Annotated in this window: 21 protein-coding genes and 4 pseudogenes; 10 read left to right on the top strand and 15 right to left on the bottom strand. The window is 66.1% G+C overall.

What is annotated here, in order from left to right; all coding sequences use genetic code 11:
- Nucleotides 1-123: 123 nt before the first annotated feature.
- From QUE79_RS04495 to QUE79_RS04480, 4 genes are all read left to right on the top strand, one after another.
- Complete coding sequence (locus QUE79_RS04495; RefSeq protein ID WP_286346840.1) at nucleotides 124-1,008, top strand: ParA family protein; 885 nt, start codon at nucleotides 124-126, stop codon at nucleotides 1,006-1,008.
- Complete coding sequence (locus tag QUE79_RS04490) at nucleotides 1,008-1,958, top strand: ParB/RepB/Spo0J family partition protein (protein ID WP_286345628.1); 951 nt, start codon at nucleotides 1,008-1,010, stop codon at nucleotides 1,956-1,958. The genes QUE79_RS04495 and QUE79_RS04490 overlap by 1 nt, the downstream gene beginning before the upstream one ends.
- 165 nt (nucleotides 1,959-2,123) lie before the next feature.
- Nucleotides 2,124-2,666, top strand: coding sequence for a GNAT family N-acetyltransferase (locus QUE79_RS25215; RefSeq protein ID WP_350271632.1), 543 nt, complete (start codon nucleotides 2,124-2,126; stop codon nucleotides 2,664-2,666).
- Between the two features lie 72 nt (nucleotides 2,667-2,738).
- A complete protein-coding gene (locus tag QUE79_RS04480; RefSeq protein ID WP_286345626.1) occupies nucleotides 2,739-3,473 on the top strand; it encodes a VOC family protein in 735 nt (244 codons plus the stop codon).
- Between the two features lie 297 nt (nucleotides 3,474-3,770).
- On the opposite strand, the gene QUE79_RS04475 is transcribed toward QUE79_RS04480, so the two are convergent.
- From QUE79_RS04475 to QUE79_RS04435, 9 genes and pseudogenes are all read right to left on the bottom strand, one after another.
- Complete coding sequence (locus QUE79_RS04475; RefSeq protein ID WP_286345625.1) at nucleotides 3,771-4,745, bottom strand: D-alanine--D-alanine ligase family protein; 975 nt, start codon at nucleotides 4,743-4,745, stop codon at nucleotides 3,771-3,773.
- A 144-nt stretch (nucleotides 4,746-4,889) separates the two neighbouring features.
- Nucleotides 4,890-6,193 (bottom strand): annotated as a pseudogene (locus tag QUE79_RS04470) (aminotransferase-like domain-containing protein).
- Nucleotides 6,194-6,321: 128 nt separating this feature from the next.
- Nucleotides 6,322-6,648: a thioredoxin gene (trxA, locus tag QUE79_RS04465; protein ID WP_286345624.1), complete on the bottom strand. Its 327-nt coding sequence runs from the start codon at nucleotides 6,646-6,648 to the stop codon at nucleotides 6,322-6,324.
- Nucleotides 6,649-6,705: 57 nt separating this feature from the next.
- Nucleotides 6,706-7,689, bottom strand: a complete 984-nt coding sequence (gene trxB / locus QUE79_RS04460; RefSeq protein WP_286345623.1) for a thioredoxin-disulfide reductase — start codon at nucleotides 7,687-7,689, stop codon at nucleotides 6,706-6,708.
- A gap of 322 nt (nucleotides 7,690-8,011) precedes the next feature.
- Nucleotides 8,012-8,971, bottom strand: a complete 960-nt coding sequence (gene murJ / locus QUE79_RS04455) for a murein biosynthesis integral membrane protein MurJ (RefSeq protein WP_286346839.1) — start codon at nucleotides 8,969-8,971, stop codon at nucleotides 8,012-8,014.
- Nucleotides 8,944-9,711, bottom strand: coding sequence for a murein biosynthesis integral membrane protein MurJ (murJ, locus tag QUE79_RS04450; protein WP_286345622.1), 768 nt, complete (start codon nucleotides 9,709-9,711; stop codon nucleotides 8,944-8,946). Before murJ (QUE79_RS04450) ends, murJ (QUE79_RS04455) begins: the two co-directional genes overlap by 28 nt.
- Nucleotides 9,708-11,150: a DUF6049 family protein gene (locus QUE79_RS04445; protein WP_286346838.1), complete on the bottom strand. Its 1,443-nt coding sequence runs from the start codon at nucleotides 11,148-11,150 to the stop codon at nucleotides 9,708-9,710. Before QUE79_RS04445 ends, murJ (QUE79_RS04450) begins: the two co-directional genes overlap by 4 nt.
- Before the next feature lie 56 nt (nucleotides 11,151-11,206).
- A complete protein-coding gene (locus tag QUE79_RS04440) occupies nucleotides 11,207-11,413 on the bottom strand; it encodes a hypothetical protein (RefSeq protein WP_286345621.1) in 207 nt (68 codons plus the stop codon).
- Nucleotides 11,398-11,979, bottom strand: coding sequence for a DUF6049 family protein (locus QUE79_RS04435; protein WP_286345620.1), 582 nt, complete (start codon nucleotides 11,977-11,979; stop codon nucleotides 11,398-11,400). Before QUE79_RS04435 ends, QUE79_RS04440 begins: the two co-directional genes overlap by 16 nt.
- A gap of 246 nt (nucleotides 11,980-12,225) precedes the next feature.
- Here QUE79_RS04435 and QUE79_RS04430 point away from each other — a divergent pair, with 246 nt between their 5' ends.
- The 6 genes and pseudogenes from QUE79_RS04430 to dnaB all read left to right on the top strand — a co-directional run bounded on the left by QUE79_RS04430 (nucleotide 12,226) and on the right by dnaB (nucleotide 17,613).
- Nucleotides 12,226-13,650 (top strand): CCA tRNA nucleotidyltransferase, encoded by a 1,425-nt coding sequence (locus QUE79_RS04430; RefSeq protein WP_286345619.1) that lies wholly within the window; start codon nucleotides 12,226-12,228, stop codon nucleotides 13,648-13,650.
- A gap of 123 nt (nucleotides 13,651-13,773) precedes the next feature.
- Nucleotides 13,774-14,136, top strand: a pseudogene (rpsF, locus tag QUE79_RS04425) (30S ribosomal protein S6); the annotation flags it as partial.
- Between the two features lie 171 nt (nucleotides 14,137-14,307).
- Nucleotides 14,308-14,883: a single-stranded DNA-binding protein gene (locus tag QUE79_RS04420; RefSeq protein ID WP_286345617.1), complete on the top strand. Its 576-nt coding sequence runs from the start codon at nucleotides 14,308-14,310 to the stop codon at nucleotides 14,881-14,883.
- Between the two features lie 41 nt (nucleotides 14,884-14,924).
- Nucleotides 14,925-15,184, top strand: a pseudogene (gene rpsR / locus QUE79_RS04415) (30S ribosomal protein S18).
- An 18-nt stretch (nucleotides 15,185-15,202) separates the two neighbouring features.
- Complete coding sequence (gene rplI / locus QUE79_RS04410) at nucleotides 15,203-15,655, top strand: 50S ribosomal protein L9 (protein WP_286345616.1); 453 nt, start codon at nucleotides 15,203-15,205, stop codon at nucleotides 15,653-15,655.
- Nucleotides 15,656-16,212: 557 nt separating this feature from the next.
- A complete protein-coding gene (gene dnaB, locus QUE79_RS04405) occupies nucleotides 16,213-17,613 on the top strand; it encodes a replicative DNA helicase (protein ID WP_286345615.1) in 1,401 nt (466 codons plus the stop codon).
- 314 nt (nucleotides 17,614-17,927) lie between these two features.
- On the opposite strand, the gene QUE79_RS04400 is transcribed toward dnaB, so the two are convergent.
- From QUE79_RS04400 to QUE79_RS04375, 6 genes and pseudogenes are all read right to left on the bottom strand, one after another.
- Nucleotides 17,928-18,191 carry a hypothetical protein gene (locus QUE79_RS04400; protein ID WP_286345614.1) on the bottom strand — a complete coding sequence of 88 codons (264 nt, stop codon included), beginning with the start codon at nucleotides 18,189-18,191 and terminating at the stop codon, nucleotides 17,928-17,930.
- Between the two features lie 118 nt (nucleotides 18,192-18,309).
- Nucleotides 18,310-18,638, bottom strand: a pseudogene (locus QUE79_RS04395) (DUF7882 family protein).
- A 70-nt stretch (nucleotides 18,639-18,708) separates the two neighbouring features.
- Nucleotides 18,709-18,837, bottom strand: coding sequence for a hypothetical protein (locus QUE79_RS04390; protein WP_286345612.1), 129 nt, complete (start codon nucleotides 18,835-18,837; stop codon nucleotides 18,709-18,711).
- Between the two features lie 30 nt (nucleotides 18,838-18,867).
- Complete coding sequence (locus QUE79_RS04385) at nucleotides 18,868-19,050, bottom strand: hypothetical protein (protein ID WP_286345611.1); 183 nt, start codon at nucleotides 19,048-19,050, stop codon at nucleotides 18,868-18,870.
- A gap of 70 nt (nucleotides 19,051-19,120) precedes the next feature.
- Nucleotides 19,121-19,495 carry a hypothetical protein gene (locus QUE79_RS04380; RefSeq protein WP_286345610.1) on the bottom strand — a complete coding sequence of 125 codons (375 nt, stop codon included), beginning with the start codon at nucleotides 19,493-19,495 and terminating at the stop codon, nucleotides 19,121-19,123.
- 234 nt (nucleotides 19,496-19,729) lie between these two features.
- Nucleotides 19,730-19,879, bottom strand: coding sequence for a hypothetical protein (locus tag QUE79_RS04375; protein ID WP_286345609.1), 150 nt, complete (start codon nucleotides 19,877-19,879; stop codon nucleotides 19,730-19,732).
- Between the last annotated feature and the right edge of the window lie 363 nt (nucleotides 19,880-20,242).

Below are 20,242 nucleotides of genomic sequence, written 5' to 3'. Positions count from 1 at the left end.
TTTCACGTGAAACACTGCGATTCGGAGATTCATCCGGTGAACACCGCTTCTGACGTCCCCTCCGAGTTCTCCGCGCGCGGATCGGGAGCGGCGGAGACGCCGGCGCCGGAGCTGGCGACCACCATCGACGCCACGACTCCCCTGGCGCGGGAGCTCACCGAGTTGACTCGACGTCGCGAGGCGCTGAAAGTCGACACGCTTCCGCGTCCGACCCGGACACGGGTGATGACGGTCTCGAATCAGAAGGGTGGCGTCGGTAAGACGACCACCACCGTGAACCTCGCTGCCGGCCTGGCTCGTAATGGTGCGCGTGTGCTGGTCATCGACCTCGATCCGCAGGGCAATGCGTCGACCGCTCTCGGGGTCGAGCACCGGGCTGAGACGGCCAGCGTGTACGACGTCGTCGTCGGCGAGGCTGCCATTGCCGACGTCATCCAAAAGAGTCCGGAGTTCGACCAGCTCTTCTGCGTCCCCTCTACGATCCACCTCGCGGGCGCGGAGATCGAGTTGGTCTCTCTCGTGGCCCGCGAACAGCGTCTTCGCACCGCGCTCGATGCCTTCCTCGCCTCGACGTCAGGCTCTGAGACGCGATTCGACTACGTCTTCATCGACTGCCCGCCGTCGCTGGGGCTGCTCACCATCAATGCGTTCGTGGCAGCGCAAGAGGTTCTGATTCCCATCCAGTGCGAGTACTACGCACTGGAGGGCCTGAGCCAGCTGCTGCGGAACATTCAGCTCATCGAGAAGCACCTGAACCCTGTTCTCACGGTGTCGACGATCCTGCTCACCATGTACGACGGGCGCACGAACCTGTCCCAGCAGGTCGCGGCCGACGTGCGGGAGCACTTCCCCCGCGAGGTCCTGGACACAATGATCCCGCGTTCTGTCCGTATCAGCGAAGCCCCCGGCTACGGGCAGACCGTCATCAGCTACGACACCAACTCCCCCGGCTCGCTCTCGTATCTCGAGGCCGCCGCCGAAATCGCACACCGAGGAGCACCCAACTAGTGGCCACCAAGCGAACCGGACTCGGCCGAGGAATCGGCGCCCTCATTCCCGTCGCGGACGAGAGCCAGGATCGTCCCGTCGACGTCTTCTTTCCGACTCGCGAGCAGTCCGCAGAAGAACTCGTCGCGGTCCCCGGCGCGCGCCTGGCCAGCCTGAACCCGCTCGACATCGTTCCGAACGCGCAGCAGCCTCGCACCGAGTTCCGCGAAGAAGAACTTCGCGAGCTGGTGGCGTCCATCCGCGAGGTGGGCCTGCTGCAGCCGATCGTCGTCCGTCCGCTGAAAGACGCGCTTCCTACCGGCCCGCAATACGAGCTCGTGATGGGCGAACGCCGGCTCCGAGCGACCAAGGAGCTCGGTCTCGCCACGATTCCGGCCCTGGTGAAAGACACCGCTGACGAATCGATGCTGCGCGATGCGCTGCTCGAGAACCTGCATCGCGCGCAGCTCAATCCCCTGGAAGAGGCATCGGCGTACCAGCAGCTCCTGGCCGACTTCGGCATCACCCAGGAAGACCTGGCCGATCGTATCGGCCGCAGCCGGCCCCAGATCACCAACACCATCCGGCTCCTGCGTCTCCCCTCCCCCGTACAGCGTCGGGTCGCGTCGGGAGTCCTGTCGGCTGGACACGCACGAGCGATTCTGTCGGTGGGCGATGCGGCGGGGATGGAGCGGCTCGCCGACAAGATCGTCAACGAAGACCTTTCCGTTCGCGCGGCCGAGGCGGCCGCGGCGGGCGTCACCACGAAGCCCAAGCGGCCCAGTTCACATTCCGGTGCTACGCAGGGTCACCTCGACGAGGTCGCCGAGCGTCTCGGTGACCGATTCGACACTCGGGTCAAAGTCTCTCTCGGCGCTCGGAAGGGGTCGATCACCATCGACTTCGCTTCGATCGGTGACTTGAACCGGATTCTGTCGGAAATGGGACAGGATCCGTTCGGCGTGGCGTAATCGTGTTGCCGTTCAGCCTTCTGAACAGGGATTTCTCGAGAGTGACGGCTGTGCGTCGATCTGACGGAGAGCTGTGATTTCGGTGGGCCGGAATGAGGCCTCGAAATCGAAAATCGAGACGGTTCGATCGACCGAGCCTCGTCATGCTGAGCTGATCACGGCGGGATGCCGGGTCGTCGGAGAATCCTGGGGTGCCCGCCTCCGTGTCACCGGTCGCGCCGATCTCGATCCTGCTCGTCGTGCATTGTCGTCGACACTCTCCACCGCGGGGGCCGCGGGTACGACCTTCGTGAAGGGACAAGGGACGAATTGCCTGCCGTCGCCGACCTGGACAGGCAGACGTCCTCCGACTATCCAGAGACACCAGCGTCTCGCCACGACGAAGTCGGCCTCGAGCAACTCGAGGCGTGGCTGGATGAGGGCTTGCGCTACTTCGGTGCGTGGGTCGGCGAGCGGCTGGTCGCGGTCACGCTGGTGGCCCGCGATGCCGAGCGAGCGGAGACGGAGTTCACGGCGGTGGCGCAGGAGCACCGTCGGCGGGGGCTCGGAACCGGGGTGAAGGCCCTGTCGGTCCTGTCGCTTGCGGAGAGGGGAGTGACTCTCTTCGGGGCGGGCGGCGCCGCGGGCAACATCGGCATCCTCCGCGCGTGCGAGTCGCTGGGCTACGTTCTCACGGAGCGCTGGGTGAGCTTCGATCGGGACGAGTGACACGGAACGTCTCCGCCTGGTACACCCTCGGAGGATGCGGGCTGCTTGCCGGCTGCAATAGGCTCTTGCGGCATGGCGCTTCGACTCGTTCAAGTGAATTTCAAGGCTCGAGATGACGTGTCTCTCGGGCGCTTCTGGGCGGACGCACTCGACTGGGGTGTCTCCAGCGAGGGGCCGGGCGTGACCAACGTCGAGCCGCGCGGCTTCACCTGGGCCGATCCCGCTGCCGTGTGCGTCGATGTGGTGTCCGTGCAGGATCCCGAGACGGTCAAGTATCGGGTGCATCTGGACCTCGCAACGACGTCCGTTGCGCATCACGATGAACTGGTCGCTCGTCTGGGCGATCTCGGAGCCACTCCTGTGGACGGGGAAGGACCTGCGGGGCGAACCGCGATGGCGGACCCGGACGGGAACCTGTTCTGCGTTCTGGGCCCCGGCTTGGCCGAGCTGAACTCGGGGCCCATCGCCGCGGTGGTGGTGGAGTGCCGAGACCCGCAGTTCCTGGCCGCCTTCTGGAGTCAGGCGATCGACTGGACACTGCACGAGGCGACAGCTGACCGAGTGGTTCTGCGCTCCGCGGCGGACTTGGGACCACGACTGGAGTTCGTTCGGACGCCTCACGTCGCCGGGGCGTCGACGCGCGTTCACCTGGACGTGATGCCGTACGTGGGGGACGACCAGGAGGGCGAAGTCGAGCGGCTCCGCGCCCTCGGCGCCGAGGACCTCGATGTGGGGCAGGGTGAGGTGTCGTGGAGATGCCTTGTTGATCCCGAGGGAAATGAGTTCTGTGTCCTGACGGCGGGGTGAAACTGGCCGCGATGTCCGTGTCGATGTTTCACGTGAAACAACGTGGGAGTTGCGGGGGTCGACGATGTTTCACGTGAAACAACGTGGTGGGTGTGGCGTAGTAACGCCGACGGGGCGTGCGAAGCGGACGTGGGATGCTGACGGTGGCCCGGGGAGGGTGTGACTCGCCGGACAACACAGGAACGTGTACATCTCATGGCGCCGGTGGTGTCGGCGCTCAGTGCACCTACCGTGGCGACTCGGCGCGGAGGGGCGCGGTGTCCGTCTACAAGAGCGCGGCGGTCAGCCCGACGGACCTCAGGCGCGGTGGTCGGTGATCGCCTTCTGGGCGAGCTCGGCATAGAGCCAACCGAGGTCGTAGCCAGCGGCCTCGAGTGCCAGCGGCACGAGGGAGGTCTCGGTGAGCCCGGGGAGCACGTTCACCTCGAGGAACCAGGCCGTGCCGGCGGCGTCGATGATGAGGTCGACGCGGGAGAGGTGCCGAAGACCGAGCGCGGTGTGGGCTGCCACTGCCGCTGCGGCGGCCGCTGCGGCGACCGTGTCGTCCAGTCGAGCGGGGGTGAAGAATCGCGTCTCACCGGCGTTGTAGCGGGCCTCGAAGCCGTAGAAGCCCGATCGGGGCACGATCTCGACAGCCGGAAGGGCGATCGGCCCGTCGCCGGTGTCGATGACGCCGATGGCGACTTCGGTTCCGACGATCTTCTGCTCGACGAGGACGTCTTCGCAGTACGTGTAGGCGTCGACCATTGCACGAGGCAGGCCCGCGATGTCATCCACGACGGTCACACCCTGGGCGGAACCGCCCCGGGCCGGCTTCACGACGAGGGGAACGGGGTGCTCGTCCGCGATGGCCTGGAGGACGCTGACGGCACCGAGCTCTCGGAAGGCATCGTGCGAGAGGGTGACGCTGCGCGGCGTATGGATTCCCGCGCGTGCGACGAGGGCTTTGGCGGTCGGCTTGTCCCAGGCGAGCCGCGCTGCCGTCGCCCGGGAACCGACGAAGGGGATGTCGAGCGCTTCGAGGACTCCGCGGAGTGCCCCGTCTTCCCCGCTGGCACCGTGCAGCGCCGGCCAGATCACGTCGGGCCGCGTCTCGCTCAGGTGGCCGAGCAGCGTCGCGTCGGGATCGCGCAGCTCGACGGAGATGCCGTGCGCGGTGAGGCTGTCGGCGACCCGGCGGCCCGAGCGCAACGACACGTCGCGCTCGTGGCTGATGCCACCGGCGAGCACGGTGACGGTGCGGAGACTCTCGGGGACGAGTGGGGTGGTCATGCGAGCGAGTCTCTTTCTCGGTGGGGAACGGGGCGGATCAACGGGCGCAGTGCGAAGGACGGGAACGAGCGGTGACGAGAGTGACCCGAGGAGGAACCCGTGATCCTGCGCCCTTCTGAACGACCAATTCTTAGAAAATGCTGATCAGAGGGTGTTGGGCGGAGGTGTGGTGACACTGGACCTGGTCGGGATCGGCGTCGTGAGGTTGGCGCCCGAGAAGGTCTGCAGCAGGTCGATCTCGCCGTTGATGACAGTGGCGAGGCGAGCGATGCCGGTGCGGATCGACTCGGGGGTCGGGTAGCAGAACGACAGTCGCATGTTCTGCTTGCCCTGGCCGTCGGAATAGAAGGCAGTGCCGGGCGTGTAGGCGACGAGCTCTTTCACGGCTCGGGGCAGCATCGCCTTCGAGTCGAGTTCGTCGGGGAGGGTGACCCAGACGAAGAAGCCACCTTCGGGCTTGGTCCAGCTGAGTTTCGGCAGGTACTCCCCCAGGGCGGAGAGCATCGCGTCGCGACGCTCGGCGTAGAGATGACGGAACGTGTCGATCTGACCCTTCCAGTCGGTCTGGTCGAGGTACTCCGTGATCACGAACTGGCCGAACGAGTTGGGCGACAGGGTCGCGGATTCGTTGGCGAGGATCAGCTTCTCGCGGATGGCATGCGGCGCGAGCGCCCAGCCCACACGGAATCCTGGAGCCAGGGTCTTGGAGAAGGAGCCGAGGTAGATGACGCCCTCGTCGTCGACGGAGCGCATGGCCTGCGGGGCCGGCTGATCGAAGTACAGGAGACCGTAGGGGTTGTCTTCGAGCACGAGGATGCCGTGGGAACGGCAGATGTCGAGGATCTCGAGGCGCCGGCCCCAGCTGAGGGTGACTCCGGCCGGGTTGTGGAAGTTGGGGATCGTGTAGAGGAACTTGATCGGCTTGCCCGCGGCCTCGAGCGTGGTGATCGTCTCGCGCAGGGACTCGGGGATGAGCCCCTCGGCGTCCATCGCGACGTGGACGACGTCTGCCTGGTACGCGCGGAACACCCCGAGCGCGCCGACATAGCTCGGCGACTCGGCGAGGACGACGTCGCCGGGGTTGATGAACAGGCGCGTGACGAGGTCGAGGGCCTGCTGGGAGCCGGTGGTGACCACGACGTTGTCGGCGCTCCCCGGATGCCCTCCATGGCCATGATCTCCATGATGTGCTCGCGGATGGCGGGGGTGCCCTGGCCGGAGCCGTACTGCAGTGCCATGGCGCCGTTGTCGTGCATGACCTTCTCGATCGAACCCATGACCATCTCGCGCGGCAATGCCGACACGTAGGGCATCCCGCCGGCCAGCGACACGACCTCGGGGCGCGAGGCGACGGCGAACAGGGCTCGCACCTCGGAGGCGCTGAGGCCTGCCGTGCGGTCTGCATAGCTGTCGTACCACGGATCGAGGTTGGTGCCCTGGTTGGTCATCTGAAGCCCTGTCTTTGGGAGGTGTCGTTCTAGGTTATGGGAGAGAGTGGTTTTTAACAGAGAAAGCCCGCCCAGCGTGGTTGCTGGGCGGGCTTTCGGTGGCTTGGTACGTGTCGCTACACGAGCACTTACGCCAGGAAGTCCGCCAGGTCGGCCTCGAGGGCCGGCTTGGGCTTGGCGCCGATGACGGTCTTGACGACCTCGCCAGCGCGGTACACCTTCATCGCCGGGATGGAGGTGATCTGGTACTTCATCGCGGTCTGCGGGTTGTCGTCGACGTTGAGCTTCACGATCTTGATCTTGTCGCTGTGCTCGGACGCGATCTGGTCGAGGATCGGCGAGACCGCGCGACACGGGCCGCACCACTCGGCCCAGAAGTCGACCAGGATCGTCTCGTCGGAGTTGAGGACGTCGGCCTCGAAGCTGGCGTCGGTGACTGCGGTTGCGTTGCTCATGTTGTTCCCCTTTCGCGGAGATTCTGAAGGTGTGAAGAAGCGGGGTGGAGCGGAGGATCAGGCGGAGACCGTAACCGGTTCGACCGGTTGCTCACCAAGGGCCTGGTCGAGGAGGGTTTTGTCGAGCCCGGCGAGGTAGTGCTCGGCGTCGAGGGCCGCGACGGTGCCGGAGCCGGCGGCCGTGATGGCCTGTCGGTAGGTGATGTCGATGACGTCGCCCGCGGCGAACACACCCGGCAGGTTGGTCTTCGAGGAGCGCCCTTCGACCGCGACGGTGCCGTCGGTCGTCAGGTTCAGCTGCCCGTGGACGAGGTGCACGCGCGGGTCGTTGCCGATCGCGATGAACAGACCCTCGAGATCGAGGTGCGAGGTGCTGCCGTCGACGGTGTCCGTCAGCGTGACGCCGGCCGCCTTCTCGTCGCCGGTGATCTCGGTGACCTCCTTGTTCCAGAGGAACTCGATCTTCTCGTTGTCGAAAGCGCGGTCTTGCATGATCTTCGACGCGCGAAGCGTGTCTTTGCGGTGGATGACGTAGACCTTCGTGGCGAAGCGCGTCAGGAACGTCGCCTCTTCCATTGCGGAGTCGCCGCCACCGACGACCGCGATCTCTTTCTGCTTGAAGAAGAAGCCGTCGCATGTCGCGCACCAGCTGACACCGCGACCGGAGAGGCGCTCTTCGCCCTCGACGCCCAGCTTGCGGTACGCGGAACCCGTGGCGAAGATGACCGTGAGAGCCTCTTCGACCGCGCCGGACCCGAGCGTGACCTTCTTGACGTCGCCGTCGAGCTCGAGGCCCACGACGTCGTCGAGCAGGACCTCGGCACCGAACTTCTCGGCCTGCTCCTGCATCTTGAACATGAGGTCGGGGCCCTGCAGGCCGTCGGGGAACCCGGGGAAATTCTCGATCTCGGTGGTCTTCATCAGTTCACCGCCGGCCTCGACGGAACTGGCGACCACCAGGGGTGCGAGACCGGCACGACCGGCGTAGATCGCAGCGGTGTAACCGGCAGGACCGGAACCGATGATGATGACCTGGCGCATGTGGCACCTTTCCAATAGAACTCGGGGGCGGGAATGCCCGTCACCTGTGCGGTGAAACACATCCTAACTTCCGGATATTCCGCTCGCCGGAGTTGCTCACAGGCTGTACCCATGTGCCGTGTCGCCTGGGGTTCTGGGCAGGATCCGCCGGCCGAAATCGAAGGGGATTCTGCGCCGCGGACCGCGACGACGGGACAGAACAGGGGGTGGCGAAGAATCCCCTTCGATTTCGGGACGGGTGGGTGCGCAGGCGGGCGGGCGCGGGCGACGGGAGGGCAGGCTGGAGCGCGCAGGCAGGGCTGGCAGGGCGCCGGGGCGCAGGTCAGGCGCGACGGAGACGCCGGAGGATCGGCCTGGTCATGGCAGACAGCTCGGGGATCCTGGCCGCCGTGAGAAGGACGAAGTAGACGGCCGCCATGACGATCCCGGCGACGATGACCGTCAGGATCGCGGGCACACGCCCGGACAGCCCGAACCCGTCAGCCCTGTAACCACCCAGGCCGGATACGACGAGGTAGCCCACGAAACCCGCCACGAGAGAGAACACCAGGTACTGCACGTGCCGGCGCGTGACCCACCTGCCGTCGAGCCCGCCGATCCTGCGGTGCACGAGGACCAGCGCGACGATCGTCTGCGCGCTGCCGGCGACGGAGGTCACGATCGCCACCGCGACGGCGATGTGCTCCGGTGCGACGAGCCAGGCGCAGACGAGGGTGCCGAGCACGAAGACCCCCGACTGCACCAGCTGCATGAAGAAGACGGTGCGCTGCTCGTGGAACGCGAAGAAGACCCGCTGCAGGACGAAGAGCATGCTGAACAGGATCAGCCCGGGCAGGTACGCCAGGATCACGTGCGCCATGGCCCCGATGTGCGAGTACTTCGCCTCGTAGAAGCGGGCGAACGGAAAGGCCACGACCGAGAGCGCCACCGCCGCGAAGACGATGAACATCCCGATCGTCCGCAGCGAGCTGGACAGGTTGTTGCGCACGGCGCGGAGATCGCCCCGATCGGCGTCGGCGGTCATCGACGTGAAGTACGCCGTCGCGATCGACACCGTCACGATGCCGTGCGGGAGCATGAAGATGAGCCAGGCGTTCGAGAGCACGGCGTTGGATGCGCCGGATCCGAGGGTGGCGACGCGGCTCTGGACGATCCCGGCCAGCTGCGTGACCAGGATCAGCGCGAACATCCAGCTGGCTGCGCGCCCGGTGGCTCCGAGGCCCACGCCGCGCCACCGGAAATCGGGTCGGAAGGTCAGGCCGGCCCGCCGCCAGAACAGCAGGAGGAACCCGGCCTGAGCAGCGACGCCGAGGGTCGCCGTGCCGGCCAGGACGACGATCCGGCCGGGGTCCAGTCGGCGACCAGGCTGTTCTCGCCCGCGCCCCCGAACAGGACCATGAAGACGACGAGCCCGATGATCGACACGATGTTGTTGAGGACGGGAGCCCACGTGAACGGACCGAAGATCTGGCGCGCGTTGAGGACCTCGCTCAGCAGCGAGTAGACCGCGTAGAAGAAGATCTGCGGCAGACACCAGTAGGCGAAGGCGGTGGCGAGGGCGATCGCCTCGGGGGTGAAGCCCGGGCCGTCCTTCGTGGCTGCCTGGGCGTAGACGTGCACCAGGAACGGCGCGACAAGCGTTGCTATGAGGCTGACCACGACGAACACGACCGTGCCCAGGGTGACGACCTTGTTGATGTATCGCTGGCCGCCGTCGGCGCCCTTGGCCGCCTTGACGATCTGCGGCACCAGCACGGCGCTCAACAGGCCGCCGGCGACCAGGGCGTAGATGTTGTTGGGAAGCTGGTTCGAAACACTGAAGGCGTCGGCCGCGCGACTGCCGGTCTGGCCGATCGCGGCGGCGAGGACGGCGGTCTTGGCGAAGCCGAGCACGCGCGACACGATCGTGCCCCCGGCGAGCAGTGCCGAGGCGCGGCCCAGACTGCGAGGGGCGGCGGCCGGGACGTCGGTGGAGAGAGCAGGATCCGGGTTCTCCGCGCCCACGGGATCGACGGTGCTCACTCTGTGGTTCCTGGGACGAGGGGATCCTGCGCCTTCTGGCCCTTCGCGCGCCGCCGACGGCGGACGGATCGGTAGATGCCTCCGCCGAAGAGGACGACGACTGCGACCGCGAAGACGAGGGTGATCACGGTCTCCCAGCCGGCTCGCACGGTGATGCCGATCTGCGTGGGGTCGGAGATCGCGATGCCCTGCTTGCTCGACAGGCTGAGCGTCAGCGTGACCTTGCCGTTGGCGACCGACTGCACCGGGACCGTGACACGCTGCTGCGAGTTCGGCTGCACCGTGACCGGAACGTCTTTGTTCTCGACGCTGAGGTAGTAGTTCGACGGCACGACGTGCAGGTACACGATCGCCGTCGACGTGGTGTCGTTCTGGATCATGACCGGGAGCGACGAACGGTCTCCGAGGATGTTGATCGGTGAGCCGTCGACGACGGAGATCAGCCCGGTGGTCTTCTTCACCGAGGAGGTCACCTTCGAGATCTCGCTCGTGAGCCCCGAGGTGTTGTCGGACCAGGCGGTCGACGAGAGCGCAAGGAAGCGGAGGCGCTCTTTCGCGGTGACCAGGGTCGGTTGCTTCAGCGCGGTGGCGAACTGGCCGAGGGAGGCGTCCGCCTGGACGAGCGGCTTCAACGCGTCGACGCGGGCGTCGACGGCCTTCTTCGCCGACAGGGTGACCCCGGTGGAGTCGCTGCCGATGGCGGACGACAGCGGCGCCTCCGTCACCCAGGTCATCTTGGACAGTGCGGTCAGGGTCTCGTCGAGCTTCGATCCGGTGGTGGCCCAATTGCGGCCCAGGGTCGTGAGGAGAGTCCGGGCGTCGCTCGGTCGCTCGTGCGTGAGAGTGGCGAGTTCGGCGGAGAGGAGGGCGATGTCGCTCTTCCACTCCTCGTTCGTTCCGGCGTCGACGGCCGAGCGGATGAGCGAGGAGAGCGTGTCGTCGGAGACCAGGACCTTCTGCGATCCGATGGTCGAGGCGGCGTCCTCGGTCGAGGAGGCCGGCACCGTGACGTTGCCGCTGCCCAGGATCGTGGTCGTGAGGCCGCTCGAGGAGAAGGCGCCGAGATCGGCGGCGGCCACGGTGCCCTCGAGGGGCCAGGCGATCGACTTCTCGGTGTACGGGAACGCGAGCAGCGACGCGGTCGTGGGGACCGCCGAGGTCGGCGGGATGGTCGTCGGGGTCGCCGGTGGCGAGGCAGGCGCCGTGTCTGTCGGGGCGTCGGTCGCCGTGCCCTTGTTCTGGTCGGCGCCGTTCTGGTCGCTCTTGCCCGGGTCGGCGTTGCCCGGGTCGGCGTTGCCCTGGTCGTTCGCGTTGTCGCCGGGGCTCTGAGTGGCTGCCACGTACGAGTCGGGCTCGGCCTTCTCCTGGGCGGCGATCGCGTCGGCGAAGTCGATGGGCTGAGGCAGCTTCGTGGCACCCGCCTGCCGCACGGCGGAGATGTCGGAATCGGCATACGACAGGGCGAACGTCTCGTTCGGGACCGTCTCGAGGCTCTTCAGCCAGACGATCGCCGAGGGGGTGCGACGTTGCCCAGAATTCGGATGGACGCCAGGATCATCGGATCTATGCCGATAGCGACATTCTTTCCGCGGACCGCCTGGAGCTCCTGCGTGAGGAGGCCGTTCTCCGAGGTGTACGAGGCCAGCGCGTCGCTCGAGATCAGGCCGCTGGTCGATTCCGGGACGGTCAGAGGAACGGCCATCGCCAACTTGGTCGCCTGGAAGCTGTCGTTCGGGTAGTAGACGACGCTCGAGTGATCTTCGGTGAGCGGCACTCCCGCGGCGGAGTAGCGGACGCCGAACGCCTTGGCCCCCAGTCGTTGCCGCTGAGGGAGAGGGTCGACGACGGGATCGTCACCGTGAGACCGTCCGCCGTCCCTCCGGCTCGGATGGCCGGGACGGCGATGCTGGTCATGAACGAACCGAGAGCATCGGTGGTGGTGTCGGCGGGGCGAGCGAACCAGGACTCGAGCTGCGAACGGCTCGAGAACGTCTCGCGGTCGAGGTACACGCGGACCAGTCCGGCGTCGAGAGCCTCGTCCGTTCCGTTGTGCACGGTGATCGAAGCCGTCAATTCGCCGTCCTCGCGGATGACGCCGTTGTCGTTCGGCGCGACCGACACCGTCACGACGTCGGAAGCGGACGCGCTCGGGGAGGCGGTCGCCGTGGTGGTCGCCGCAGGGACCGCTGTCGCCGAGGCCGCGGGCAGACCGGCGGCGAGGGCGACGACGGCCAAGGCGGAGACGGCGAACGCGGGAAGGATTCTCATAGGCAGGGGCCGTCGGTCGGCGGATGCGACCGTCGGGCATAGCGAGTCTAGGGAATGCCACCCGAGAAGACGGGGCGCGACGCCAACGCGTCCGAGGCTGTGCAGTCTCGAAGCCCCTGTGCAGAGTGGTCGCCCGCCGTGCACTCTTGAACCCCGCCCCTCCGCACTATGCTGTCTCGAAGCCCGCCCCTCCGCCCTGTGCACTGTCGAACCCCGCCCCTCCGCCCTGTGGCAAGCTTGGGCGTCATGGATTCCGTAGCGAGCGCCCTCGAGAGGCTCGACCGACTCGCGGCCACCGACCGCGTCTCGACTCTCGCCCTCGCCTTCCAGGCGGCGGGGCACGAGCTCGCCCTCGTCGGCGGCCCCGTGCGCGACGCCTTCCTCGGCCGCCCCGTGAACGACCTCGACTTCACGACGTCCGCCCGGCCCGACGAGATCCTGCGCATCGTCGTTCCGCTGGCCGAGGCGCACTGGGAGGTCGGCCGCGCGTTCGGCACCATCGCCGCTCGGATCGATGGCGAGACGGTCGAGATCACGACCTACCGCACCGACGTCTACGACGGCGAGACGCGCAAGCCCGAGGTCGAATTCGGCGACACCCTCGAGGGCGACCTGGTGCGGCGCGACTTCACCGTCAACTCGATGGCGCTCCGGCTCCCCCAGCGAGTCCTCGTCGATCCGTCCGGCGGTGTCGAACACCTTCTTTCCACGACCCTCACCACGCCCGGCGCCGCAGTCGACTCGTTCCGCGACGACCCGCTCCGCATGATGCGTGCGGCGCGCTTCACCTCGCAGCTCGGCTTCACCGTGTCCGACGAGGTCCGTGAGGCCATGACCTCGCGGGCCGAGACCCTCGAGATCGTGAGCGTCGAACGGATCAACGACGAGCTGTCGAAGCTGCTCAAGACCGACGACCCGGTGCCCGGCGTGCGCCTCCTGGTCGAGACCGGGATCGCCGCGCTGGTCCTGCCCGAGCTGCCCGCGATGATCCTGGAACGCGACGAACATCACCACCACAAAGACGTCTACGAGCACAGCCTCACCGTGCTGAGCCAGGCGATCGGCTACGAACGCGAGCGTCACCCGGCAACCCCACCCGACCTGATCCTGCGCCTTGCCGCTCTTCTCCACGACATCGGGAAGCCGGCGACTCGGCGCCTGGAACCGGGTGGAGTGGTTACCTTCCATCACCACGACGCCGTCGGCGCGAAGCTGGCCAAGAAGAGGCTGAAGGCGCTGCGATTCGACAACGAGACGATCGCCGCCGTCGACCACCTCGTCGAGTTGCACCTCCGCTTCTTCGGCTATACCGAGGGCGGGTGGACCGACTCGGCCGTGCGACGGTACGTGCGCGACGCCGGCGATCAGCTCGAGCGCCTGCACATGCTCACCCGGGCCGACGTGACGACCCGCAACCGTCGCAAGGCCGACCAGCTGGCCTTCGCCTACGACGACCTCGAGAGCAGGATCGCGGAGCTGCGAGAGAAAGAGGAGCTCGATTCGCTGCGCCCCGACCTCGACGGCGTCCAGATCCAGGCGATCCTCGGCATCGGACCCTCGCGCGAGGTCGGGGAGGCGTACCGCTTCCTGCTCGAGTTGCGCACGGAGGAGGGGCCGCTCGGAGAAGACGAGGCCACTCGTCGCCTTCAGGAGTGGTGGTCTGCCCGCTGACCTTGTAGTCTTGCAAGGTTGCTCTGGCTTGGTCGCGCTTTCGCGCGTCCTCCGGCAACGATGCCACTACCCTCCTGCCCCAGAAATACTGGGGCCGTTAAGTCCGAAGGAGGTGGGTTAGACATGCATCAGTACGAATTGATGGTGATCCTTGACCCCGAGATCGACGAGCGCACTGTCGCTCCGAGCTTGGACAAGTTCCTCAACGTCATCCGCAACGATGGCGGCACCGTCGACAACGTCGACATCTGGGGCCGTCGCCGCCTCGCCTACGAGATCGCGAAGAAGACCGAGGGCATCTACGCCGTCGTCAACCTGACCGCGAACCCCGACGCGACCGTCGAGCTCGACCGTCAGCTGGGTCTCTCCGAGGCCGTCCTCCGCACCAAGGTGCTCCGCGCCGAAGAGGGCATCGAGATGGTCGCCAAGGCCAAGAAGCTCGCCGACGAGAAGGCCGCCCGCAAGGCTGCCGCTCCGGCCAAGGCTCCTGCCGCATCCGCTGCCCCGGCCGCTGCTGTCGCTTCAACCCCGGCTGCTCCGGCTGCTGCTGCTCCGGCCGCCGCTGCTCCGGCCGCCGCGCCGAAGGCTGCTGCGCCCGCTGCCGCGCCGAAGGCCGCTGCCCCGGCTGCTCCCGCCGCGAAGGACGCCGAGTAGCGCATGGCCGGCGAAACCGTCATCACCGTCGTGGGCAACCTGACGAGCGATCCCGAACTGCGCTACACGCAGAACGGTCTCGCAGTCGCGAACTTCACGATCGCGTCGACTCCCCGCACGTTCGACCGCGCGTCGAATGAGTGGAAAGACGGCGAGGCGCTCTTCCTGCGTGCCAGTGTGTGGCGCGAGTTCGCCGAGCACGTCGCCGCTTCGCTGACGAAGGGCTCCCGCGTCATGGCGCAGGGTCGCCTCAAGCAGCGCTCGTACGAGACCAAAGAGGGCGAGAAGCGCACCTCGATGGAGCTCGAGATCGACGAGATCGGCCCCTCGCTCCGCTACGCCACCGCTCAGGTGACCCGTGCCTCCTCGTCTCGCGACGGTGGCGGCGCCGGTTCCTTCGGTGGCGGCGCACCCCGTCAGCCTGTCGGCGGCGGTAACAGCGGCGGCGGCCAGGCCGACGAGCCCTGGGGTCAGCCCGCTTCGACGGGCGGCGCCGGGTCCTCCGGGTCTGGCTCGTCGGGCGACGTCTGGAACACTCCGGGCGGCGGCGGCACCTACAACGACGAAACTCCCTTCTGAGTTCGTCACCACTCAACTTCTTTTACTGAAAGCAGAAAAAAATGGCTGGAAAGAGCAGCGGCGACCGCCGCAAGCCCTCCGCGGTAAGGGTGGCAAGAACGCCGCTCCCGCGAAGGCGATCCGCGTCGGCGTCATCGACTACAAAGACGTCGCGACCCTTCGCAAGTTCATCTCCGAGCGCGGAAAGATCCGTGCCCGCCGCATCACCGGCGTCTCCGTCCAGGAGCAGCGCCTCATCGCCCGTGCCGTGAAGAACGCCCGCGAGATGGCGCTCCTCCCCTACGCCGGCTCCGGCCGCTGATCCGCTAGGGAGTAGCGAATGTCCAAGGTAATCCTCATCCACGAGGTCTCCGGCCTCGGTTCGGCCGGCGATGTCATCGACGTCAAGAACGGCTACGCCCGCAACTACCTGATCCCGCAGGGCTTCGGCGTTGCGTGGACCCGTGGCGGCGAGAAGCAGGTCGAGCAGATCAAGTCGGCCCGCGCCACGCGCGAGCTCAAGACGATCGAAGAGGTCAAAGACCTCAAGGCTCGCCTTGAAGCCGTCAAGATCACGCTGGCCGTGAAGACCGGTACCGGCGGGCGCCTCTTCGGCTCCGTCAAGCCGGCCGATGTCGCCAACGCCGTTTCGGCGCAGGGCGTCGGCACGATCGACAAGCGCAAGGTCGAGATCCCCAACGCCATCAAGCTGACCGGTGAGCACGAAGCCACCGTTCGTCTGCGCGAAGACGTCATCGCTACGATCGCCCTCCAGGTGGTCGCTGCGAAGTAGCACCTCACCGATAGCGGTGCAGCCCTGCGGGTTGTACCGCTATCGGCGTTTAAGGGCGCAGGATCCCGCCCGATGCCCTCGAACCGACGCTCGTCGGCGCTTGTTCTAGCCCTGCGGGGGACAGGCTGTCAAGTGTTTTGTACACAGGGCGTCCCCCGATGAACCAACCTTCAACCCTCGATTCAAGCAACTTTGCACACAGTGGGTGTGGAATCGAAAAGGCCTGGTCAAGGTCGGTTTAGCACCCGTAGTTTCTTTTGATTCCACAGGTCTATCCACAGTTCTCCCCAGGAAACCCCGGCGTTTCTCCCACATTTTCCACACTTCTATCCACAGGCTCGTTTGGCGACGTGGGGGTCAAGTCCCTAGTGTGTGACAGCGCGCATCAGCCAAGCGCGAATTCATCGTCCGGGCAGTAGCCAGGGGGCCCGGAGGCGGTGCTTTCGTGCGCCCTGCGGCGTGTTCGGCCGCTCCTCCCGACGCTGTTGTCGGAGGGTGGCGGTAGAACGCAATCAGCACTCACAACCAGTCATGCCCCAAGCCAGCAGGAGGCCCTCGTGTCGATAGCCCATCTCGGACTAGCCGCAAGCGACGCATCCGGCGAACGCGGGCAGTCCTCGGGCTACGACGGCGGCAGCGGCTACGACCGTCGCACTCCCCCGCACGACCTTCTCGCCGAGCAGAGCACCATCGGCGGCATGCTGCTCTCGAAAGACGCCACCGCCGACGTCATCGAGACCGTGCGAGCGGCCGACTTCTACCTTCCCAAGCACGAGGTCATCTTCAACGCGTTGCTCGGCCTGTATTCCCACGGCGAGCCGACGGACGTCATCGCCGTCACCGACGAGCTCACCAAGTCGGGCGAGCTCAGCCGCGCCGGCGGCGCCGAGTACCTCCACACGCTCACCGGCCTCGTGCCGACCGCGGCCAACGCCGGCTACTACGCGTCCATCGTCGCCGAGAAGGCCGTCCTGCGCCGCCTCGTGGAGGCGGGCACGCGCATCGTGCAGATGGGCTACGCCAGCGAGGGCGAGGTCATCGACCTCGTCAACAACGCGCAGGCCGAGGTCTACAACGTCGCCGGCGGCGTGCAGACCGAAGACTATGTTCCGCTCACCGACGCGGTGACGGTCGCGATCGACGAGATCGAGGCCGCCAAGGGCCGCGACGGTCAGATGACGGGTGTGCCCACCGGCTTCGCTCAACTCGACGCTCTCACCAACGGCTTGCACCCGGGCCAGCTGATCATCGTCGCCGCTCGCCCCGCCCTCGGAAAGTCGACGCTCGCCCTCGACCTGTGCCGCGCCGCGTCGATCAAGTACAACCAGCCGTCCGTCTTCTTCTCCCTGGAGATGGGCCGTAGCGAGATCGCCATGCGCCTGCTCTCGGCCGAGTCGAGCGTTCCCCTGCAGAACATGCGCAAGGGCACCGTCGACTCCCGCGACTGGACCACGATCGCTCAGACCCGCGGCCGCATCAACGACGCTCCTTTCTACATCGACGACTCCCCCAACATGACCCTCGTCGAGATCCGCGCCAAGTGCCGCCGGCTCAAGCAGCAGGTCGGCCTCAAACTCGTCGTCATCGACTACCTCCAGCTGATGACCTCCGGCAAGAAGGTCGAAAGCCGCCAGCAGGAGGTCTCCGAGTTCTCCCGCGCCCTCAAGCTCATGGCGAAAGAGCTCCAGGTGCCCGTCATCGCCCTCTCCCAGCTCAACCGTGGCCCCGAGCAGCGCGCCGACAAGAAGCCCGCCATCTCCGACCTCCGCGAGTCCGGCTCCCTCGAGCAGGACGCCGACATGGTGATCCTGCTCCACCGCGAGTCCGCCTACGAAAAAGACAACCCCCGCCAGGGCGAGGCCGACTTCATCGTCGCCAAGCACCGCAACGGCCCCACCGACACGATCACCGTCGCGTTCCACGGGATGTTCTCGCGGTTTGTGGATATGCCTAGTTGATTGGCTTTTGTTGTCGGTCGACTGTGACCAGAAGTCTTGAAATGTCCGCCAGGCAGACGTTTTGTCCGAGCCGACGGTCATCCCGCAGCCGATGAGTGCCACTACCCGCTTTTGACCCCACTAAGCACGGCCATCATGCTGCGGCCCGCGGCGGACTCCGACGCGATCACTACGGCTCTCAATCTCGACGACGGGGAAGTCGTCCTCCCGGCGGCGGATGCCGCGCAGGTCGAGGCGGGAAGTGCATCCCTCGATGGTGCGGGCATCCGTCTCGACGGCCACGGGTGGGCTGTCTTGACTTCCTGAGACGTTTGTCAGAAGTCGGGTTCTCGGAACGAGATGTCCAGGTCGACCCAGTCGGGGCCCGCGTCATCTTCGTCGACGGTGTCGCTGCGGAAGAAGATAGGTACTCCGGGCGAGACCAGGACGGACACGTTGCGATTGTCATCGTGGAACACATTGACCATGCCCCCGCCTTGCTGAACGGCCAGGAGGGCTGCGGCTTCGACTTCTTGTGCTCGGACGTCGTCAGTGAGGACGAACGTATCCTGGTCGATCTTGATGGTGTGGCGTCGCATCTTTGTCGCTCCCGTGGTCGTTGAGAACGGTAGGCGGGCAGAGCGCCTGAGGGCGGGCCTTGACCACGTGGACATGCTGTGCAGGGTGCGTTCTTGCCGGTGTGCGTTCAGTATCAGGTCAGACAGTCTGAAAAGGCGCAAGATTCACAACGTCGTCTTCTTTGACGAGTTGGAGGCCGGTCGGTGCGCCCGCAGTGTCGAGGATGGCCTTGATCCACAGTTGGTTCAGGCGTGGGGGCCGGTTGCCGTCGAAGTGGAATCGGATGTCCGGGTCGGGGTGATCCAGAGCGTGTCGCGACCGCTTCCCTCTTGGACACTTCTTGCGTAGGAGAAGGCGATACTTTTCTGCGCGCGTAGGAGAGTCAGTATCGCGACTTTGAGATGCGCCAGGGAGCGATCTTCGATCTCGATCGCGTAGGCGGTGCTGCCGTAGAACAGAAGACCCATGGAAGCTACCTTGATTTCGAAGCGGGAGTAGGGCACACCCTGGGATTGGGAGTGGAAGCCGCATGGCGGGTCACGCGGAATGCCTGCCTGCTTTGGCCGGCGGGCATTCGGGTTGAGCGTCGTAGCGTTCGCGGCCGCCGACCTTGGCGAGGCCTCGAGACATGAGGTACGCGATGGTAACGGCGACGATGAACTGCACAGCGGGGAGGGTACCGAAGGGGTCGAGTCCTTAGCCTTCGCCGTTTCCAACAACGACTGCGGTCACGACGATGGTGATGACGACGAGGACGTAGACGAAGAATTCGGTGGTCCTCAAGGCCGACTTTGTCTCCGTGGCACGGCGTACCGGGCGGTCTTCGTCATGAGTCCGCGTCCGGGTGGCAATGCTGGTGGGCATGTTCTTGTCGGTCATGTTTCTGCTTCTCGGGGGCAGTGTTGCGATGTCTCCTGGGCCGGATTGGCGAGCAGTGACGGACTGATCGTCAGCTCCGTGAGAGGCGAACAGCTGTCAGGTCGAGTCCTAGGCTTTCGGGTGCACCGGAGCGCCAGGAGACGAGGTCGGCCGCGGCTTTTATGGTGGCGAGGTCCGGACCGGTGTCTGACTGAGTGAGGATCCACACGTGGGTGGCGCCCATCAGACCCTCTAGCTCTGTGAAGAGGCGTTCGCGGAGATCGGCGTCGTCTTGGACGACGATGATGCCGACGTCGGCGCTCTCGGACGCAAGGGTCGTGACGGTGGCACCTTCAGTGAAAGGCGCGAGGGCATCGTGAATTTCCGGTGTCGCGCCGATGAGGCGCACCGTTTTTCCTGAGGTGATACCGAGCGTGTTGATCGAGGGCTGAGGTTTGTCGGTCATCGTGCTCCTTTCGTGCGTGAGATTCGAAGTGGAAGGCAGGACCCGCCCTCTTTCGGCAGAGGTAGGGGTGGCGGGTCCTGCCGGATCAGGAGGGTCTAGCCGGACGGGTTGTCGATGGGGATGTCGTCTGGGTCGGTTCCCGTTTCGGGATCGACCTCGTCCGGCTTAGCCGGTGCATGGGTGTGGTCGGGTTCTTCGGATGGGGGCGTTGGTGTCGTAGTGCTCATGAGGTCCCTACTTCTTGCTCAGTTTGTCTTTGACGGCGCCGGCGGCCTTCTCGACCTTGTTCAGGATCGGGGTAGTGCCATAGAAGCGCTCGTCGGGGATCGTCGGCTTCGGGAACGCGACACCCGTAGCGGGTGCCTCCTCGTAGGAGAACCCCAACAAGACACCCTCGACGCACCCCTCGACCCGACCAACGGCAACCGGTACGTCTTCGCCGGAGACGACCCCATCAACGGACTCGACCCGGCCGGCGAAAAGGCTCTTGATACCGTCTGCTACGCAGGGGCCCTGGCAACTCTGCCGACCGTTATCGGGCCTGCCTTGGTCGCAACCGACTGCTACGCAAGTAGCTTCCTGCCGGACGACTTCTACGCAACGCACCCAGAAGAGTTTGTCGCCACAGCGGGAGGATACTAAGGACGTGTCAAAGCCAGATGCCAGAAAGGGCCGAGTCACAGATGTAACCCTCATCGTCATCGCCGTCTTTCTGATTTCGATCGGTTTTGTTCTGTCGCTCACACA

It is taken from the genome of Frondihabitans sucicola, assembly GCF_030296615.1.
Classification (GTDB): Bacteria; Actinomycetota; Actinomycetes; order Actinomycetales; family Microbacteriaceae; genus Frondihabitans; species Frondihabitans sucicola.
The sequence above is the reverse complement of the archived record's forward strand: the minus strand, read 5'-3'. Positions and strand labels throughout refer to the sequence as shown.

Bases quoted from the DNA above. Each gene is read 5' to 3' on its own strand.
- QUE79_RS25215 (WP_350271632.1), top strand. From the start codon at position 2,124: ATGCCGGGTCGTCGGAGAATCCTGGGGTGCCCGCCTCCGTGTCACCGG.
- QUE79_RS04480 (WP_286345626.1), top strand. From the start codon at position 2,739: ATGGCGCTTCGACTCGTTCAAGTGAATTTCAAGGCTCGAGATGACGTG.
- QUE79_RS04475 (WP_286345625.1), bottom strand. From the start codon at position 4,745: ATGACCACCCCACTCGTCCCCGAGAGTCTCCGCACCGTCACCGTGCTC.
- trxA (WP_286345624.1), bottom strand. From the start codon at position 6,648: ATGAGCAACGCAACCGCAGTCACCGACGCCAGCTTCGAGGCCGACGTC.
- trxB (WP_286345623.1), bottom strand. From the start codon at position 7,689: ATGCGCCAGGTCATCATCATCGGTTCCGGTCCTGCCGGTTACACCGCT.
- QUE79_RS04440 (WP_286345621.1), bottom strand. From the start codon at position 11,413: ATGGCCGTTCCTCTGACCGTCCCGGAATCGACCAGCGGCCTGATCTCG.
- QUE79_RS04435 (WP_286345620.1), bottom strand. From the start codon at position 11,979: ATGAGAATCCTTCCCGCGTTCGCCGTCTCCGCCTTGGCCGTCGTCGCC.
- QUE79_RS04430 (WP_286345619.1), top strand. From the start codon at position 12,226: ATGGATTCCGTAGCGAGCGCCCTCGAGAGGCTCGACCGACTCGCGGCC.
- QUE79_RS04420 (WP_286345617.1), top strand. From the start codon at position 14,308: ATGGCCGGCGAAACCGTCATCACCGTCGTGGGCAACCTGACGAGCGAT.
- rplI (WP_286345616.1), top strand. From the start codon at position 15,203: ATGTCCAAGGTAATCCTCATCCACGAGGTCTCCGGCCTCGGTTCGGCC.
- QUE79_RS04400 (WP_286345614.1), bottom strand. From the start codon at position 18,191: ATGCGACGCCACACCATCAAGATCGACCAGGATACGTTCGTCCTCACT.
- QUE79_RS04385 (WP_286345611.1), bottom strand. From the start codon at position 19,050: ATGACCGACAAGAACATGCCCACCAGCATTGCCACCCGGACGCGGACT.
- QUE79_RS04380 (WP_286345610.1), bottom strand. From the start codon at position 19,495: ATGACCGACAAACCTCAGCCCTCGATCAACACGCTCGGTATCACCTCA.